General features: G+C 72.1%; 15 protein-coding genes and 1 riboswitch. Of the genes, 3 read left to right on the plus strand and 12 right to left on the minus strand.

The features are described 5' to 3' along the window. Positions 1–8: 8 nt before the first annotated feature. Positions 9–96: riboswitch (ZMP/ZTP riboswitch) on the minus strand. 97 nt (positions 97–193) lie between these two features. Next, entirely contained in the window at positions 194–1069 is an 876-nt protein-coding gene (locus tag ACZ4WQ_RS05915; protein ID WP_398369243.1) for a glycosyltransferase family 2 protein, read from the plus strand. A gap of 85 nt (positions 1070–1154) precedes the next feature. On the opposite strand, the gene ACZ4WQ_RS05920 is transcribed toward ACZ4WQ_RS05915, so the two are convergent. The 11 genes from ACZ4WQ_RS05920 to ACZ4WQ_RS05970 form a co-directional block, all read right to left on the minus strand. Then, on the minus strand, positions 1155–1988 hold the full coding sequence (locus tag ACZ4WQ_RS05920) for a sugar phosphate isomerase/epimerase family protein (protein WP_398369241.1): 834 nt from the start codon (positions 1986–1988) through the stop codon (positions 1155–1157). Then, positions 1985–3157 carry a dihydrodipicolinate synthase family protein gene (locus ACZ4WQ_RS05925; RefSeq protein ID WP_385340740.1) on the minus strand — a complete coding sequence of 391 codons (1173 nt, stop codon included), beginning with the start codon at positions 3155–3157 and terminating at the stop codon, positions 1985–1987. Before ACZ4WQ_RS05925 ends, ACZ4WQ_RS05920 begins: the two co-directional genes overlap by 4 nt. Beyond that, the gene (locus tag ACZ4WQ_RS05930) at positions 3154–4305 is read right to left on the minus strand and encodes a Gfo/Idh/MocA family protein (RefSeq protein ID WP_311729657.1); all 1152 of its coding nucleotides are present in this window, start codon (positions 4303–4305) and stop codon (positions 3154–3156) included. The genes ACZ4WQ_RS05925 and ACZ4WQ_RS05930 overlap by 4 nt, the downstream gene beginning before the upstream one ends. A 126-nt stretch (positions 4306–4431) precedes the next feature. Next, positions 4432–6231 (minus strand): hypothetical protein, encoded by a 1800-nt coding sequence (locus ACZ4WQ_RS05935; RefSeq protein ID WP_398369238.1) that lies wholly within the window; start codon positions 6229–6231, stop codon positions 4432–4434. Continuing rightward, entirely contained in the window at positions 6228–6863 is a 636-nt protein-coding gene (locus ACZ4WQ_RS05940; protein WP_311729659.1) for a hypothetical protein, read from the minus strand. Before ACZ4WQ_RS05940 ends, ACZ4WQ_RS05935 begins: the two co-directional genes overlap by 4 nt. Positions 6864–6869: 6 nt before the next feature. Then, positions 6870–7751, minus strand: coding sequence for a carbohydrate ABC transporter permease (locus ACZ4WQ_RS05945; protein WP_385340734.1), 882 nt, complete (start codon positions 7749–7751; stop codon positions 6870–6872). Next, positions 7748–8713 (minus strand): carbohydrate ABC transporter permease, encoded by a 966-nt coding sequence (locus tag ACZ4WQ_RS05950; RefSeq protein WP_311729660.1) that lies wholly within the window; start codon positions 8711–8713, stop codon positions 7748–7750. The genes ACZ4WQ_RS05945 and ACZ4WQ_RS05950 overlap by 4 nt, the downstream gene beginning before the upstream one ends. Beyond that, positions 8710–9999, minus strand: coding sequence for an ABC transporter substrate-binding protein (locus ACZ4WQ_RS05955; RefSeq protein WP_398369235.1), 1290 nt, complete (start codon positions 9997–9999; stop codon positions 8710–8712). The genes ACZ4WQ_RS05950 and ACZ4WQ_RS05955 overlap by 4 nt, the downstream gene beginning before the upstream one ends. A 120-nt stretch (positions 10000–10119) precedes the next feature. After that, a complete protein-coding gene (locus tag ACZ4WQ_RS05960; RefSeq protein ID WP_398369233.1) occupies positions 10120–10869 on the minus strand; it encodes a cupin in 750 nt (249 codons plus the stop codon). Positions 10870–10876: 7 nt separating this feature from the next. Beyond that, positions 10877–11842 carry a DUF6807 domain-containing protein gene (locus tag ACZ4WQ_RS05965; RefSeq protein ID WP_311729663.1) on the minus strand — a complete coding sequence of 322 codons (966 nt, stop codon included), beginning with the start codon at positions 11840–11842 and terminating at the stop codon, positions 10877–10879. Positions 11843–11844: 2 nt separating this feature from the next. Then, a complete protein-coding gene (locus ACZ4WQ_RS05970) occupies positions 11845–13011 on the minus strand; it encodes a Gfo/Idh/MocA family protein (protein ID WP_311729664.1) in 1167 nt (388 codons plus the stop codon). Between the two features lie 180 nt (positions 13012–13191). Between ACZ4WQ_RS05970 and ACZ4WQ_RS05975 the strand changes: the two genes are divergently transcribed. After that, on the plus strand, positions 13192–14244 hold the full coding sequence (locus ACZ4WQ_RS05975; protein WP_311729665.1) for a LacI family DNA-binding transcriptional regulator: 1053 nt from the start codon (positions 13192–13194) through the stop codon (positions 14242–14244). Between the two features lie 175 nt (positions 14245–14419). Here the strand turns inward: ACZ4WQ_RS05975 and ACZ4WQ_RS05980 are convergent, their stop codons facing one another. After that, positions 14420–15130, minus strand: coding sequence for a lytic polysaccharide monooxygenase auxiliary activity family 9 protein (locus tag ACZ4WQ_RS05980; protein ID WP_398369230.1), 711 nt, complete (start codon positions 15128–15130; stop codon positions 14420–14422). 196 nt (positions 15131–15326) lie between these two features. On the opposite strand from ACZ4WQ_RS05980, the gene ACZ4WQ_RS05985 reads away from it, so the two are divergent. Next, positions 15327–16475 carry a methyltransferase gene (locus ACZ4WQ_RS05985; RefSeq protein ID WP_398370490.1) on the plus strand — a complete coding sequence of 383 codons (1149 nt, stop codon included), beginning with the start codon at positions 15327–15329 and terminating at the stop codon, positions 16473–16475. Positions 16476–16507: the final 32 nt, after the last annotated feature.

The raw sequence follows: 16507 nt of genomic DNA on the forward strand, positions 1-16507 counted from the left end.
GCACTCACATGAGTCGCCCAGGCGCGCGGCGTCGACAACCGGTGTCAGGCCGCTCCCCGGTGGTGCTCCACCTCAGCGCCAGTCACGGCCCGCGTCCACTGTAGGGGAGGAACGCTGCCCGGCGGCGGACGGGGGTCGGCCCCCGGGGGCGGATAGCATCGCCGGAAACCGGCCCCAGGAACGGAGTTCACCCGTGCGTCACCCGCGCGTTGGCGTCGCCATCCTGACCATGGGCACTCGGCCCGCCGAACTGGCCGACCTGCTCGCCTCGGTCGCCGAGCAGGACACCCCCGCGACGCGGGTGGTGGTCGTCGGCAACGGCTCGCCGCTGCCGCCCCTCCCCGACGGGGTCACCGGTGTCGAACTGCCGGAGAACCTGGGCATCGCCGGCGGCCGGAACGTCGCCCTGGCCCGGCTGAAGGAGTTCGGGGATGTCGATGTGGTGGTGGACCTGGACGACGACGGGCTGCTGATCAGCCCGGACGTCTTCACGCGGCTGGTGGAGCTGTACGAGTCCGACCCCCGGCTGGGCATCGTCAGCTTCCGTGTCGCCGACGAGCGGGGCCGCACCCAGCGCCGCCACGTCCCCCGACTGCGTGCCTCGGATCCGATGCGCGGCGGGCTGGTGACGACGTTCCTCGGGGGCGGGCACGGCCTGTCCATGCGGATGCTGGAGGAAATCGGCGGCTGGCCCGAGCCGTTCTTCTACGCCCATGAGGAGACCGACCTGGCCTGGCGGGCCCTGGACGCGGGTTGGAAGGTGCTCTACGAGCCGGAGTTGGTGCTCCGGCACCCGTGGACGTCGCCGACCCGGCACGCGGTCTTCTACCGCATGGTGGCCCGCAACCGGGTCTGGCTGGCCAAGCGGCACCTGCCCGCCCTCCTCGTCCCCGTCTACCTGGGCGTCTGGACCACGCTGACCGTGGCCCGCACCAGGTCGGCGGCGGGTTTGCGGGCGTGGTTCGGAGGCTTCGTCGAGGGCCTGCGCACCCCGTGCCCACCGCGTCGGCCGATGCGGTGGGCCACGGTTTGGCGGATGACCCGGCTGGGCCGGCCGCCGGTCATCTGATCAGGCGGCGGGTTTCCGGGCCCCGCGCCGGGGGTGTGTTCGGCGGTCTGGACGCACCCCTGCCGAACACACCCCGAAGCGGCGGCTAGAGCACCAGCGTGCGGTAGCGGTCGGCCACCTCCGCGAGCACCTCCGCGCCGTCCCGTGCCCACAGGGCCGGGTTGAAGATCTCCACCTCGATGGGGCCGTCGAAGCCCGTCGCGTCGACCCGCTCGCGGAACCAGCGGAAGTCGACCGCGCCGTCGCCGAGTTGGCCGCGGCCCAGGAGGACGCCCTCCGGGAGGGGGGTGATCCAGTCGGCGAGCTGGAAGGAGGCGATGCGGCCGCCCGCGCCCGCGCGGGCGATCTGGTCGGCCACGGTGTCGTCCCACCACAGGTGGTAGGTGTCGACGACGACGCCCACCTGATCCGCCGGGAAGCGCTCGGCCAGGTCGAGGGCCTGGGCGAGGGTGGAGACGACGCAGCGGTCGGAGGCGTACATGGGGTGCAGGGGCTCGATGGCCAGGCGGACGCCGCGCTCGGCGGCGTACGGGGCGAGCTCGGCCAGGGCGTCGGCGATGCGCTCGCGGGCGGCGAACAGGTCGCGGCTGCCGGGCGGGAGGCCGCCGGAGACCAGGATGAGGGTGTCGGTGCCGAGGGTGGCGGCCTCGTCGATGGCGGCGCGGTTGTCGGCGAGGGCGGCGGCGCGCTCGTCCGGGTCGATCGCGGTGAAGAAGCCGCCCCGGCACAGCGAGGTGACGGCCAGGCCCGCGTCGCGGATCAGCCTCGCGGCCGCCTCGACGCCGTACTCCTGCACCGGCGCGCGCCACAGGCCCACGCCCGGGACGCCCGCCTTGACGCAGCCCTCCGCCAGCTCGGACAGCGACCACTGCTTGATCGTTTCCTGGTTGAGGCTCAGGCGGGTGAGGTCCTGGGTCATTGCGCCACTCCGTATACCGCCAGCAGATTCTTCATTCTCGACTCCGCGAGGGCCGGGTCCGGGAACAGGCCAAGACCGTCCGCCAGTTCGTACGCGCGCGCCAGGTGCGGGAGCGAACGGGATGACTGCTGGCCGCCCACCATCGTGAAGTGCGACTGGTGGCCCGCCAGCCAGGCCAGGAAGACGACGCCCGTCTTGTAGAAGCGGGTCGGGGCCTGGAAGAGGTGGCGGGACAGCTCGACCGTGGGGTCCAGCAGGCCGCGGAAGGCCGCCACATCGCCGGTGTCCAGCCTGCGCACCGCCTCGGCGGCCAGCGGGCCCAGCGGGTCGAAGATGCCGAGCAGGGCGTGGCTGAAGCCGCGGTCGTCGCCCGCGATCAGCTCGGGGTAGTTGAAGTCGTCGCCCGTGTAGCAGCGCACGCCGTCCGGCAGCAGGCGGCGCAGCTCGATCTCGCGCTGGGCGTCGAGGAGGGAGACCTTGATGCCGTCGACCTTGTCGGGGTGGGCGGCGATGACGTCGAGGAAGGTGCGGGTGGCGGCGTCCAGGTCGGTGGAACCCCAGTAGCCCTCGAGCGCCGGGTCGAACATGGGGCCGAGCCAGTGCAGGACGACCGGCTCGGCGGCCTGGCGCAGCAGGTGGCCGTAGACCTCCAAGTAGTCCTCGGGGCCCTTGGCCACGGCGGTCAGGGCGCGGGAGGCCATCAGGATGGCCTGGGCGCCCGCCGTCTCGACGACCTCCAGCTGTTCCTCGTACGCGGCCCTGACCTGGTCGAGGCTGTACGGGTAGCCGATGTCGGTGGCGGGCAGCTGGTCGGTGCCGACGCCGCAGGCGATGCGGCCGCCGACCGCCTTGGCCTCGGCGGCCGAGCGGCGGATCAGCTCGGCGGCGCCGGCCCAGTCCAGGCCCATGCCGCGCTGGGCGGTGTCCATGGCCTCGGCGACGCCGAGCCCGTGGGACCACAGGTGGCGGCGGAAGGCGAGGGTGGCGTCCCAGTCGACGGCGGCGGGGCCGTCGGGGGTCACATCGGCGTACGGGTCGGCGACGACATGGGCCGCGGAGAAGACCGTACGGCAGGCGAGCGGCGCGCCGCCGGGGGCGAAGGCCGCGGGTTCGGTGCGGGGCTGGTACGGGCGGATGGCGCCGCCCTCGGCGGGGAGGTGGATGGTCACAGGCCCAGCTCCGGGACGTCCAGGCGGCGGCCCTCCGCCGACGACTTGAGGCCCAGCTCGGCGAGTTGCACGCCGCGCGCGCCGGCCAGCAGGTCCCAGTGCCAGGGCTCGTCGAGGGCGACATGGCGCAGGAACAGCTCCCACTGCGCCTTGAAGCCGTTGTCGAACTCCTCGTTGTCCGGGACCTCCTGCCACTGGTCGCGGAAGGACTCGGTGAGCGGGATGTCGGGGTTCCAGACCGGCTTGGGGGTGGCGGAGCGGTGCTGGACGCGGCAGCGGCGCAGCCCCGCGACGGCCGAGCCCTCGGTGCCGTCGACCTGGAACTCGACCAGCTCGTCGCGGTTGACGCGGACCGCCCAGGAGGAGTTGATCTGCGCGACGGCGCCGCCTTCGAGCTGGAAGATGCCGTAGGCCGCGTCGTCGGCGGTGGCGTCGTACGGCTTGCCCTGCTCGTCCCAGCGGGTGGGGATGTGGGTGGTGACATGGGCCTGGACGGACCGCACGGCGCCGAACAGCTCGTGCAGCACGTACTCCCAGTGGGGGAACATGTCGACGACGATGCCGCCGCCGTCCTCGGCGCGGTAGTTCCAGGAGGGCCGCTGGGCGCTCTGCCAGTCGCCCTCGAAGACCCAGTAGCCGAACTCGCCGCGCACCGACAGGATCTTGCCGAAGAAGCCGCCGTCGATGAGCCGCTTCAGCTTGAGCAGGCCGGGGAGGAAGATCTTGTCCTGGACCACGCCGTGCTTGATGCCGGCCGCGTCGGCGAGCCGGGCCAGCTCCAGGGCGCCGTCCAGGCCGGTGGCAGTGGGCTTCTCGGTGTAGATGTGCTTGCCGGCCGCGATGGCCTTCTTGAGGGCCTCCTCGCGGGCGGCGGTGACCTGGGCGTCGAAGTAGATGTCGATCGAGTCGTCGGCGAGGACGGCGTCCAGGTCGGTGGTCCAGTGGTCCAGGCCGTGGCGCTCGGCCAGGGCCTTCAGGGCGTGGTCCCGGCGGCCGACGAGGACCGGCTCGGGCCACAGCACGGTGCCGTCGCCGAGGTCGAGGCCGCCTTGTTCGCGGATGGCGAGGAGGGAGCGGACGAGGTGCTGGCGGTAGCCCATACGCCCCGTCACGCCGTTCATGGCGATCCGCACTGTCTTGCGTGTCACGGTTTTCTTCTCCTCACCGAGGTCCTCATCAGACGTCGCCAGAGTTATAGCAAGCGCTTTCTTTCTACCACGCTAGCCGCCCCGGCCCGCGTCTGTACAGAGAGCGGGCGCGGGGCGGTCGGCGCATCAGCGCAGCGTCAGGCGGTAACTGAAGGGCGTGCGCCCGGTGATCAGCACCCGGATGCCGGACACATTGAGGCTGCCGGCCATCCAGCTGTAGCGCTCCCCCGCGTCCACGGTGGCCGGCTGACGCGGTCCGCTGCCGTTGCCCGGCCCGAAGGTGATCACGTCATCGCCCACGGTGTACGTCCCGTACCCCTTCACCAGCTGGTACGTGTCCGTCTGGCCGGAGACCGGCTCCACGCCGCCGAGCGTGCCGCCCGGCCGGAAGCACAGCTCCAGGGCGAGCGGGACCTCGGAGGGGCCCACCGAGAAGTCCAGGTCCCAGCCGCCGCCGGACTCCCTCAGCCGCACCTCCGTCCGCAGCGTGCGCCACTGCTTGGGCCGGTGCGGGAAGTCCATCGCGGACCAGAACCGGCCGTCGTCGGTCAGCGGGTACTGCCCGTCGGAGCGCCGGTGCTGGGGCGGCAGCGGCAGATGGAACGCGGCGCGCACCTCCGCCGACAGGCGCCAGCCGTCGGACGTGCGCACCAGGTCCTCGGCGCGGAAGTGGCCGGTGGAGAAGAACTGCGGGGACAGCCGCAGCGAGTCCAGGATCGCCTCGCCCTTGCGCCACTTGAGGAAGGTCGGGTTGGTGGACAGACCGGAGGCGATGGCGCGCACATCGGGGAAGTCGGTCCCGCCGAAGATCGACGTACGGGCGGCGCCCCGCCCGATCCGGACCAGGCCGCACTCCTTGTCGTGGAAGGTGAACTTCTCCGGCGCCTCCGTGGCCTTGGGCAGCGGCTCGGCCAGCTCCGGGTGGTCGAGCACCTCGGCGAGGAAGTCCCCGAGCGGGGTCTCGTCGAAGATCTGGTCCTTGCCGCGCCGCTGGATGGTCTCGGCGACGGCCGCGAACCGCCCGTCCTTGTCCCGGAGCGCCAGGGCCCGGTACTGGAGCCAGTACTCGGACACATGCTTCATGGACTTCTGGTCCTGGCGGCGCGAGTGCACCGTCTCCACCTCGCCGTTCGGCTCGATCAGGTGGAGCGTCGCCTCCAGGTTGCGGCGCACGCATGCGTACAGCTTCGGCCGGCCGGTCAGCCGCGCCACGGTCAGCAGCGAGGGGTTGGTGACGATCGGCGCATAGGTGGCGCTGCGCTCGCTGTACTGGCCGGCCGGGTACTGGTCGACACCCTCGGCGAGCCAGGCGTCGATGCGACGGGTGTAACTGTCGTTCGGCCAGAAGGAGTTGACGCGGGCGAGCGCGGCGCAGATCTTCCAGCGGTGGTTGGGGGTGTGCACCCCGCCCTCGGCCAGGCCCTTGCCCGCCTTGAGCAGGATCTTCTTGAGGGTGGCGCGGACCCCGTTCGTGGCCGCGTGGTCGTCCTCGTCCAGCAGCCCGTACGCCAGGCCCAGGTCGACGATCGAGAATCCGGTGTCCGGCGGGGAGTGCACCGCGCCCTGGTCGTAGAGGCCGTCGTCGAACTGCGCGGCGGCCAGCGCGTCCGCCAGTTCGGTCAGCGGCGCGATCAGCGCGGCGTCGTGGTGATGGTCGGCGTCGGCCCACACATACACCGAGACCAGCAGACGCAGGCTCCGGGCGGCCCAGCGGGCCTTGCCCTGGTTGGTCAGCTCGGCGATGGCGGCGGCGCGCCCGTCCAGGACCTCGGCCACCCGGCCGTCGGCCGCCTTGGTGAGGACGGCCAGAAAGTCCTTGTCGACATCCGTGGCGCCGGCCGGGGCCGCGACGGACTCCGGCGCGGCGGCGAGCAGTCCGCCGACGGCGGCGGTCCCGGCGAGGAAGTGGCGGCGGTGCAGGGTCATCTGTGGCGCTCCGTGGTGGTTCGGGAATGCTCAGGAGTGGCCGAGCCGGCCCCCGAGTGCTCGACGGCCCGCGCGGCCAGCGCGAGGGGGCCGGGGACGAGCAGGGCCAGGGGCGGGTAGGCCCAGGCGCAGACCGCCGCGGTGGCCACGGCCAGCAGCAGGACGACGCTGCCGCGCGGCGCGCGCACCGTCTCGTACGCCGCCGCGCGCGCCGCCTGCCTCCAGCTGATGGCCGACTCCGGGCGGGCGCAGGCGCGCAGCAGGACGACGGCCAGCAGGGCTCCGGCGGCCAGCAGGGCGGGGCGGAAGACCGCCGCGCCCGGCAGTCCCGCCCCGGCCACCAGCGCGTTGAACAGCACCAGCGCGCCGCCCGCCACGACGGCCGCGCCGGCCAGCAGGTCGCCGGTGCGCAGCCGGGCCCGCAAGGCGCGGAAGTAGCCGGTGACGGTGACCGTCTCGTCGTGGCGGACCCGCCGCTCGAGGACGGCGCAGGCGGTGGACATCGCGGCGGGCGCGGTGAGCACCGGCAGACAGGCGACGGCGGTCGACAGGCCCAGCAGCAGCACATCGGAGAACAGGGCGAAGCGGGGGCCGACCAGCTCCCCCGGCTCCCGGGTGGTGGCGTGGGGCATGGCGGCTCAGCCCTTCAGTCCGGAGTTGGCCATGCCCTCCACCAGGAAGCGCTGGAAGGCGAGGAAGAACAGCACGATCGGCAGCAGCGCGAAGACCGACATGGCGAACATCGGGCCGAAGGCCGACTGGCTGGAGGCGTCCACGAAGGACCGCAGGGCCAGGGTGAGGGTGAACTTCTCCGGCTCGAAGAGGTAGATGAGCTGGGTGAAGAAGTCGTTCCAGGTCCAGATGAAGGTGAAGATCGCGGTGGTGATCAGGGCGGGCCTGGTCAGCGGCAGGATGACGCTGAAGAACGAGCGGAACGGCCCGCAGCCGTCGATCCGCGCCGCCTCCTCCAGCTCGCGCGGCAGCGAGCGCATGAACTGCACGATGAGGAAGACGAAGAAGGCGTCGGTGGCCAGGAACTTCGGCAGGATCATCGGCCAGTAGGTGTTCACCATGCCGAGCTGGTTGAAGACGATGTACTGCGGGATCAGCACCGCGTGGTGCGGCAGCATGATCGTCGCGATCATGAAGGCGAACAGCGGGCCGCGCATCCTGAACCGCAGCCGCGCGAAAGCGTACGCGGCGAGCGAGCAGCTGATGACGTTGCCGAGCACCGCGCCGCCCGCGATCAGCAGCGAGTTCCACAGCAACTGGCCGACGCTGACCTCGTTCACGCCGTCCAGCGCGGTCGAGTAGTTGCTCCACTCCAGATGGCTGGGGAGCAGCTTGAGGCTGGCGATCACCTCGTTGGCCGGCTTGAAGGAGGTCGCGACCAGCCAGGCCAGCGGGTAGAGCATCACCAGCAGCACGGCGATCAGCACGACGTGCAGGGCGATCCGGGCGGGGCGCGGGCGGCGGCGGGCCGTGGCGCCCGCCGCCACGGTGGTGTCCACGGTGGTCATCGGGCCCCCTCATTGTCGTCGTTGGCGTAGAAGACCCAGGAGCGGGAGGTGCGGAACAGCACCGCGGTGACGATGCCGATGGCCGCCAGCAGCACCCAGGCCATGGCCGAGGCGTAGCCCATGTGGGAGGCGGTGAAGCCGCGGTCGTAGAGGTAGAGCGTGTAGAAGAGCGTGGAGTCCGCGGGTCCGCCCTTGCCGCCGCTGACCGCGAAGGCCGGGGTGAAGACCTGGAACGCCTGGATGGTCTGGAGCACCAGGTTGAAGAAGAGCACCGGGGACAGCATGGGGAGCGTGATGGAGCGGAACTGCCGCCACCATCCGGCCCCGTCCATGGCCGCCGCCTCGTACAGCTCGCCGGGTATCTGCTGGAGCCCGGCCAGGAAGATCACCATGGGGGCGCCGAACTGCCAGACGGTCAGCAGCGCGACGGCCAGCAGGGCCCAGCCCGGCTTGTTGATCCAGCCGCCGATGTCCAGGCCGAACCAGGACAGCATGTTGTCCACGGTGCCGCCGTCGTTGAAGATCGCCCGCCAGACCAGGGCGATGCTCATGGACGCGCCGAGCAGCGAGGGGGCGTAGAAGGCGGAGCGGTAGAAGCCCTTGCCGCGCTTGACCGACTTCAGCGCCAGCGCGACCGTGAGGGCCAGCGCGAGCTGAAGCGGCACCGCGATCACGACATAGGTGAGGGTCGAGGTGACCGACCGCCAGTAGCGGGGGTCCTCGGTGAACATCTGGACGTAGTTGCGGACCCCGACCCAGCTGGGGCTGTTGAACATGTCGTAGTTGGTGAACGACAGATACAGCGAGACGGCCATGGGCAGCAGCGTCAGCACACTGGCGCCGAGCACCCACGGGGACAGGAACACCCAGGCGGCGCCCTGGCGCTCGCGCTTCGGGGGGCGCTTGCCCGGCCGGCCGGCGCTCGCCGGGGCCGGCTGGGGGCGGGTTGCGGTCGCGCTCATTGCCTCAGCTCCGCCTTCGCCTCGGTGACAAAGTCCTCGGCCGCCTCACGCGGCGACATCTGCTCGAACGACACCTGGTCGTAGTCGCGGCTGAAGGTGGTCTGCAACGACGCGTCGCCCTTGGGCGGCGCGGGCGGCGGATCCTTGAGCTTGCCCTCGAACTGCTTCTGGTACGCGGAGACCACCACGTCGAACCCCTCCAGCTTGGGCGTCACCACCTTGCGGATGGAGTCGTTGGCCGGGATGCCGCGGGAGTTGCCGAGGATGGCGCCCGCGTCGGGGTCGTTCAGCAGGAAGTCGATGAACTGGGCCGCCTCCTTGGGGTGGCCGGTCTTCGACGAAGCCCCGAAGAACATCGACGGCTTGAAGTACTGGCCGGGCGTGCCGTTCTCGCCCGCCGGCATCGGCGCGAGCTTCACGCCCTCCCCGATGATCGCCAGATAGCCGCTGGCGGGGGCGTCCCAGTTGAAGTCCGAGACGGCCGTGAGCCGGCCGAACGGGGTGTTCTCCACCGAGCCGTCCATCTGGGTGGTCTGCTGGGCGGAGCTGACCGCGCCCTGCTTGCGGAGCCCCGTGCACCACTCCCAGTAGCGCGCCAGATCGTCCGCCGTGAAGCCGAGCTTGTAGTCGTCGGTGTAGAGGACCTTGCCCTGGCCGCGCAGCCAGATCTCGAAGACGTCCTCGCTCTGGCCGGGATCGGTGCCGCCCACCCGGCCGCCGGTCGCCTTGGATTTGGACAGCTTGACCATGGCGTCCGCCCAGTCGTCCCAGGTCCAGCCGACCTTGGGCTCGGGCACCCCGGCCTTGCGCCACAGGACCGAGTCGTACACCACGGTCTCCGAGCCGCGCGCCACCGGGATCGCGTACTGCTTGTCGTTCACGACGCCGGTGGCCAGCAGCCCCTTGTCCATCTCGGAGGTGCTCAGCTCCTTGTGCTCACCCAGGTCGAGCAGCACACCGCCGTCCGCGTACTGGTTGATCATGCGGTAGTCGAGCTGCATCACATCGGGGGCGTCACCGCCCGCCGCCTGGGTGGCGAGCTTCTGCTTGTACGCGTCGAAGCCCGCGAACGAGGTGCTGATGTTGATGTTGGGGTTCTTCTTCTCGAAGAGCTTGACCGCTTCTTCCGTGCGGGCCGCCCGGTCCGGGTTGCCCCACCAGGTGAAGCGCAGGGTGACCTTGCCGCCCGAGCCGCCGCCTTCACCGCCGCCGCACCCGGTCAGGGTCGCGCAGAGGGTGAAGGTGAGGGCCAGAGCGCAGGACACCTTTGTCCTGATTCGAAGCATGCTGTGGCCAGCCTCCCTTCTGATCTTTCCGAAATATGGTCGGCCAGCGATGATCGCGGTTGTTCCCTGTGATGGACAGGGCTGTGCGCCGAGTTGGCCGTGCTGATCCAGCGGTTCAGGTCACTCGCCGTAGTACGGCAGCGTGACCCCGGGGAGTTCGTACTCGTCGCGGCGGCCGCACATGCCGTAGCCGCCCCGCCGGGTGGGCCCGGCCGCGCGGACACGGGCCTGCGCCAGATGCGCCGGGTCGCCGGCCGCGAGCGCGGCCAGGTGGTCGCCGGTGCGCCGGGCGGCGGCGAGGGCGCCCGCGCGCCAGCGGGGCTCCCAGGCGGCCAGCTTGGGCCCGACCAGGCGCACCGCGGCCTCGTGGAAGGCGCGCAGCGGGCCGTCGTCGCCCTTCTCCAGGGCCTCCCTCAGCTCCAGATAGCCGGTGACCGCCAGGTCCCGGCGGCGCCGGGCCGCCGCGTCGGCCTCGGGCCCCTCCTTGGCGGGCAGGGCGGCGGCCGCCGCGTACGCCTCGGGGTCGGCCAGCACCTCCTGGGGAAAGGTGAACACGGCGTCCCCCGCCTCGGGCAGCCCGCTGTTCTGCATCAGCACGGTCACCTTCAGCCCGCCGCGCTGCACCATGCGGTGCACCGTGCCGGGCGAGAACCACACCACGGCGCCCGGCTCCAGCGGCGTCTCGACGTAACCGTCCTCGACGGTCAGGGTCTGCACGGCGCCCCGCCCGCCGGTCACCACATACGCCTCGGTGCAGGCCAGATGGAGGTGCGGGCTGCCGCCGCACACCCCGTCGGCGGCCTCCCACTCATACGCGCTGATGTGGGACAGCCCCACCCCGCCCGGCAGCGGGTCGGTGATCCCGGTCATCGCCGGCTCACCACCCATGGGACTTGAGGTAGGTCTCGGCGCGCTCCTGGTCCCACGCGCCGTCCGCGATCACCACGCGGTAGCGGTACGCGAAGCTCTCGCCCGGGGGCAGCGCGAACTCCTCGAAGAACGCCCAGGAGAAGGCGACCGAGGGGATGGGCTCGGAGCGCACGAACCAGTGAGAGGCGTGCACGGCCTCGGCGTTCTCGGGGGCGTGCGAGAACAGCAGCGTGGAGTGTCCGTCCACGTCGTCGTGCTCGCCGGTGAAGGCGATCCACGGCGCCTCGGCGGCCGGGGTGCCCATCAGGCCGGACGCGCCCTCCTCGCCCTTGCCGCCGCGCCCGCCGGGGCCGAACACATCGCCGCCGGTGAAGTCGCGGGGACCGCGCCAGTTCAGCCCGGTGTAGCCGGCCATCTCACGGCCCGCGGTGGTCGGGGAGCCGAAGCGCAGCTCCTCGCCGCGGATGTTGGTGAGGCGGATGGACCAGTCGATGGCCCAGGTGCCCTCGGCGGGCTCCACGGAGTGCACCTCGACGGTGCGCAGCTCCTCGGCCCACTCCTGGCCGCCGCTGTGCTGTTCAGAGGGATGGGCCACCCAGGTGAGCTTCTCGGCGAACCGCAGCCGGTCGTCGGCGACGGTGAACTCCTCGAAGCCGTCGTGGCGCATCGAGCCGACGCGCTCCTCGACCCGCCGGTAGCCCTCCTCGGGGCCGAGGTAGGAGTTGCCGCCCCAGAAGTTCTGCTCGGACAGATGACTCGCCGTCATCTGGAGGCCCTTGTGCCAGCGGTGGTCGTTCGGCCGGTAGCCGGAGACCGCGTTGCCGGCCAGGGTGCGCAGCGGGTGGGTGTACGGCTTGAGCGACTCGAACGGGTCGGCGTCCGGCCGGTAGACGTAGGCCAGCAGCTCGACACCCCCGGAGGCGACCGTGACGCGCTCGCCGTGGATATGGGTGACGGTGATCGGCTCGGTCATGCTCACTGCTCCTTCGCGGACGGGGCGGGGGCCCAGTCGGGGTGGTTTCCGTGCATGGCGTCGTAGTACGGGTCCCCGGGGGCTATCTCGCCCGCGTGGACGGGCTGTCCGGTGAAGGCCGACTTGTAGAGCGCGGCGATGAACTCCATCGTGCGGCGGGCGTCCGGGCCGCTGCCCGGGGGGCGCACGCCGTCCCGCATCGCGTCGAGGACGACCGCCAGCTGGGCCTTGTGCGAGCTGGGCAGGTCGGCGGCGGGGGTGCGCCAGCGGGCGACGCGGTCGGCGTCGTCGGCCGCGTGCGGGGCGGGGGTGTAGGCCCAGTCGTCGTTGGTGTGCCCGTACAGATGGGTGAGTTCGACCGTGGCGTCGGCGCAGTCGACGCGGATCCGGCTGACCTCGTCCGGCGAGACCACGCTGTTGACGACGGTGGCCATGGCGCCGCCTGCGAAGCGGACCAGCGCGGTGGAGACGTCCTCGCTCTCCACGTCGTGGACCAGCCGCCCGGCCATGCCGCGTATCTCGCTCCAGTCGCCGAGGAGATGCAGCAGCAGGTCCATCTGGTGGATGCCGTGGCCCATGGAGGGGCCGCCGCCCTCGCTGTCCCAGCGGCCGCGCCAGGGCACCGCGTAGTAGTCGGTGTTGCGGTACCAGGTGGTCTGGCAGTGGGCGACCAGCGGCTTGCCCAACTCGCCGCTCGACAGCAGCTCCCGGGCGTGGACGGCGCCCGAGCCGTAGCGGTGCTGGAAGACCACCGACGCGTACGGGCCGCCGTCGGGCTTCTCGGCCGCCTCGGCCGCCGCGATCTCGTCGTACTCGGCGAGCGTGAGACACAGCGGCTTCTCGCACAGCACCCAGGCACCGGCGCGCAGCGCGGCCACGGTCTGCTCGCGGTGGAGCGAGGGCGGGGTGCCGATGAGGACCAGGTCGGGGCGCTCGGCCTCGAGCATGGCGGACAGATCCGTGTAGCCGGTCACGGTGAACCCGGGACCCGCCTCGCCGGGCTCGGCCGCCTGGGCGCGGAACGCCTCCAGGCGGCCCTCGTCCACGTCGACCCCCGCGACGAGGTCCACGCGGTCGGCCAGCGCGCGGAGCGCTGGCAGATGGCTGCCGGAGACAATGCCTCCGGTGCCGACGACGGCGGCACGGATACGGGTGGTGGCTGCGGCCATGGGCGGGGCTCCTCGCCGAGGGAAAGCGCTTGCTGGGGAGGACCCTAGACATGGTCCTGATGACCGGACAAGACCTGGGAGAGCACAATCGCATCCGTCCTCCGGCACCGGCCCTGACCAGTGAGAGCATGGGCACGGACCGAGCGGCGCACCACCAGCGGACCATCCAACGGAGGAATCATGGCAGTGACCCTGGCCGATGTGGCGGCACGGGCACGGGTCTCGGCGGCCACCGTGTCGCGCGTCCTGAGCGGCAACTATCCGGTCGCCGAATCGACCCGGGCCCGGGTGCTGCGCGCGGTGGACGAGCTGGAGTACGTGGTCAACGGCCCGGCGAGCGCGCTCGCCGCCGCCACGTCGGATCTGGTGGGCGTGCTGGTCAACGACATCGCGGACCCCTTCTTCGGGATCATCGCCGGGGCCGTGCAGTCCGAGATGGGCGCGGTCGCGGAGTCCGGGCGCCACGGCGAGAAGCTGGCCGTCGTCTGCAACACCGGCGGCTCCCCGGAGCGCGAACTGAACTACCTCACCCTGCTCCAGCGGCAGCGGGCCGCCGCGGTGGTGCTCACCGGCGGCGCGGTCGAGCACCCCGACCACATGGCCGCGGTCGCCGCCAAGGCGTCCCGCCTCGCCGCGTCCGGCACCCGCGTGGTGCTGTGCGGCCGCCCCCCGATCGAGGACGCGGTCACCCTCGCCTTCGACAACCGCGGCGGCGCCCGGCGGCTCACCGAGCACCTGCTGACCCTCGGCCACCGCCGGATCGGCTACGTCGCGGGCCCCGCCGAGCGCACCACGACCCGCGACCGCCTGGACGGCCACCGGGCGGCCCTGGCGGCGGCGGGCCTGGGCGAGGCGGCGGACCGACTGACCGTCCACGGCCTGTACGACCGCTCCTCCGGCTATGACGCCACGCTCGAACTGCTGCGCCGCGACGACGCGTTGACGGCGATCGTGGCCGCCAACGACACGATCGCCCTCGGCGTCTGCGCGGCGCTGCGCGACCAGGGGCTGCGGATCCCCGACGACGTGTCGGTCGCGGGCTTCGACGACCTGCCGTTCAGCGCGGACGCGGTCCCGGCGCTCACCACGGTCCGGCTCCCCCTCCACGAGGCGGGGGCCCGCGCCGGCCGCCTGGCGCTGGGCCGCGAGCCGCAGCCGCCGGGCGGGGTGGCGATGGTGCGCTCCGAACTGATGGCCCGCGCGTCCACGGCTCCGCCGCGGCGCGCCGGGTAACGGGGCCGCGACCGGGGGTGCCCGGCGGCTCTTTCCCCTGCCCGCCCCTTCCCGCAGCTGGGGCTCCGCCCTGGACCCCGGGGTCCAGGGCGGAGCCCTTGCCACCCCACGGAAAGACGCGGGCGGGGAAGGGGAGCGGCTCGCCGCAGGCGTCGAGACGGGCCGGAGGCCGGACCTACCCGCCGGGGAAGATCACGTCACTGCACGAGTAGAACGACTGGTCCAGGTGGCTGGCCTGCCAGATCATGAAGACGACGTGGCGGCCGGTGCGCCCGGGGGCGTTGACCGGGATCGAGACGGTGACCCCGTTGAGCGCGGGGTCGGTGGAGGGCTCCCCCACACCGGGGGCGATCTTGCCGGTCTGGGCGACCAGCTCGAGGTCGCTCCAGCGCAGCGCCTGCGTAGTGGCGTCGTAGCCCTGCTTCGTCACATAGATGCGGTAGTAGTCCGCACCGTGCTTCGCCTGGTCGTGGTTCTTGAAGGTGAAGCTGTTGCTGACGGCCGTGGCCTCCCACTTGCCGGGCACGTCCATCGCGTTGTAGCGGCCGGACGAGGTGTGCCCGCCGCTACAGAGCTGGCCGTCGGGGAGGGCGGCCTGGTGGTTGCCCGCGACGCCCTCCCGGTAGAGCCCGTTCCAGTTCCACATGGCGTTGGTGTCGGCCTGCCAGGCCTGCCAGCACATGGGGTCCTTGGTCTTCATCTCCGGGTTCTGGAAGTCGCTGCCCCAGCGCTTCCAGCAGCCGTAGTTGCGCGAGGCCGGGCCGATGGCCGAGCCGTGGGCTGCGGCGGTGTCCGCCAGCGGGATGGCGATCATCAGGACGGCGGCGGACGCGGCGGCCGAGGCCCGCGCCACCCACCTTTTCCGGTTGTGCTCATGACAAATCATGACGGCTCCAAGTGTCCCTTGTTCTCCTCTGGTGCGGGGTGCGCGAGATGCGCGGGAGCGCTCCCATCGTAGAACCGGACCCCCGGGCCGACCAGAGACCTGAGGGGGCGTCATCCGGCCGAAAACCACTCGCACCAAAGCCCGTAGCACGATAGGGAGAACGACATCGGCACCAAACCAACCACGAGGTAACCCCCTGAGTACGCATCAGGTCATCGAATGGACCGAAGCCGGGCACACCCACGACGCCCGCTGGCGCTCCGAGAACCAGACGCCCCCACCCCGGCGGGTGACCACCGCCGACGACCGCATGACGGCCGACACCGCCTATCGCCTCGCCTGTGAGGGCACCGCGCTGCTGTGGCGCGGCGACTACCGGGGCGCCCGCCAGCTGCTGACCGCGATGGCCCGGCGCGCCGACCGCGGCCCGCGCCGGCCGCGCCACCGGCGCGCCCCCGCGGCCTCCCCCGCCGAGGCCTTCCACCAGCACCGCCAGGCCCAGTCCCGGCGGGCCAGGGTGCTGGGCATGCTGCTGGTCCCGCTGGACGCCGACTACGGCGTACCGCTGCGCCGCGCCCCCGACGTACGGCAGGCGTGCGCGGAGGCGTACGGACCGGCCGACGGGCCCTCGGTGACGTCCCTGCGCGAACTGCTGGGCCTGATCGGCGCGCACGAGTGGCGCAAGAAGGGCGTCGCGGTACCGGCGCTGGGCGGCGACCGGATCCATCCGCACTACGGCGTGTTCTCCCCCGTACGCGGCGAATACGTGGACCTCGTGGCCCAAGCCCCCCTCCCCGAGACCCCACCACCCCTCGCCTACGACATCGGCACGGGCACCGGCGTCCTGGGAGCCGTACTGGCCCGCCGGGGCGTCCAGAAGATCACGGCCACGGACCAGGATCCCCGCGCGCTGGCCTGCGCACGCGAGAACATCGCAAGACTAGGCCTGGCCGAACAGGTGGATGTCGTCCAGGAGGACCTCTTCCCGCCCGGCCGGGCCCCGCTCGTCGTCTGCAACCCGCCCTGGGTGCCCGCCCGCCCCACCTCCCCGGTCGAGTACGCGGTGTACGACCCGGACGGCCGGATGCTCCACGGCTTCCTCGACGGGCTGGCCGACCACCTCGCCCCGGGCGGCGAGGGCTGGCTGATCCTGTCCGACCTCGCCGAACACCTCGGTCTGCGCCCGCGCGCCGAGTTGCTCGCCGCGTTCGACCGGGCGGGCCTGAAGGTCGTGGACCGGCTGGACACCCGCCCCGTCCACCGCCGCGCCACCGACCCCGGCGACCCGCTGCACGAGGCCCGCGCGGCGGAGGTGACCTCGCTGTGGCGCCTTGCGACCGGGTAACGAGCAGAATGGAGACCTGATCCATTGCGAAG

The sequence above is a fragment of the Streptomyces sp. NPDC028305 genome, from assembly GCF_055569495.1.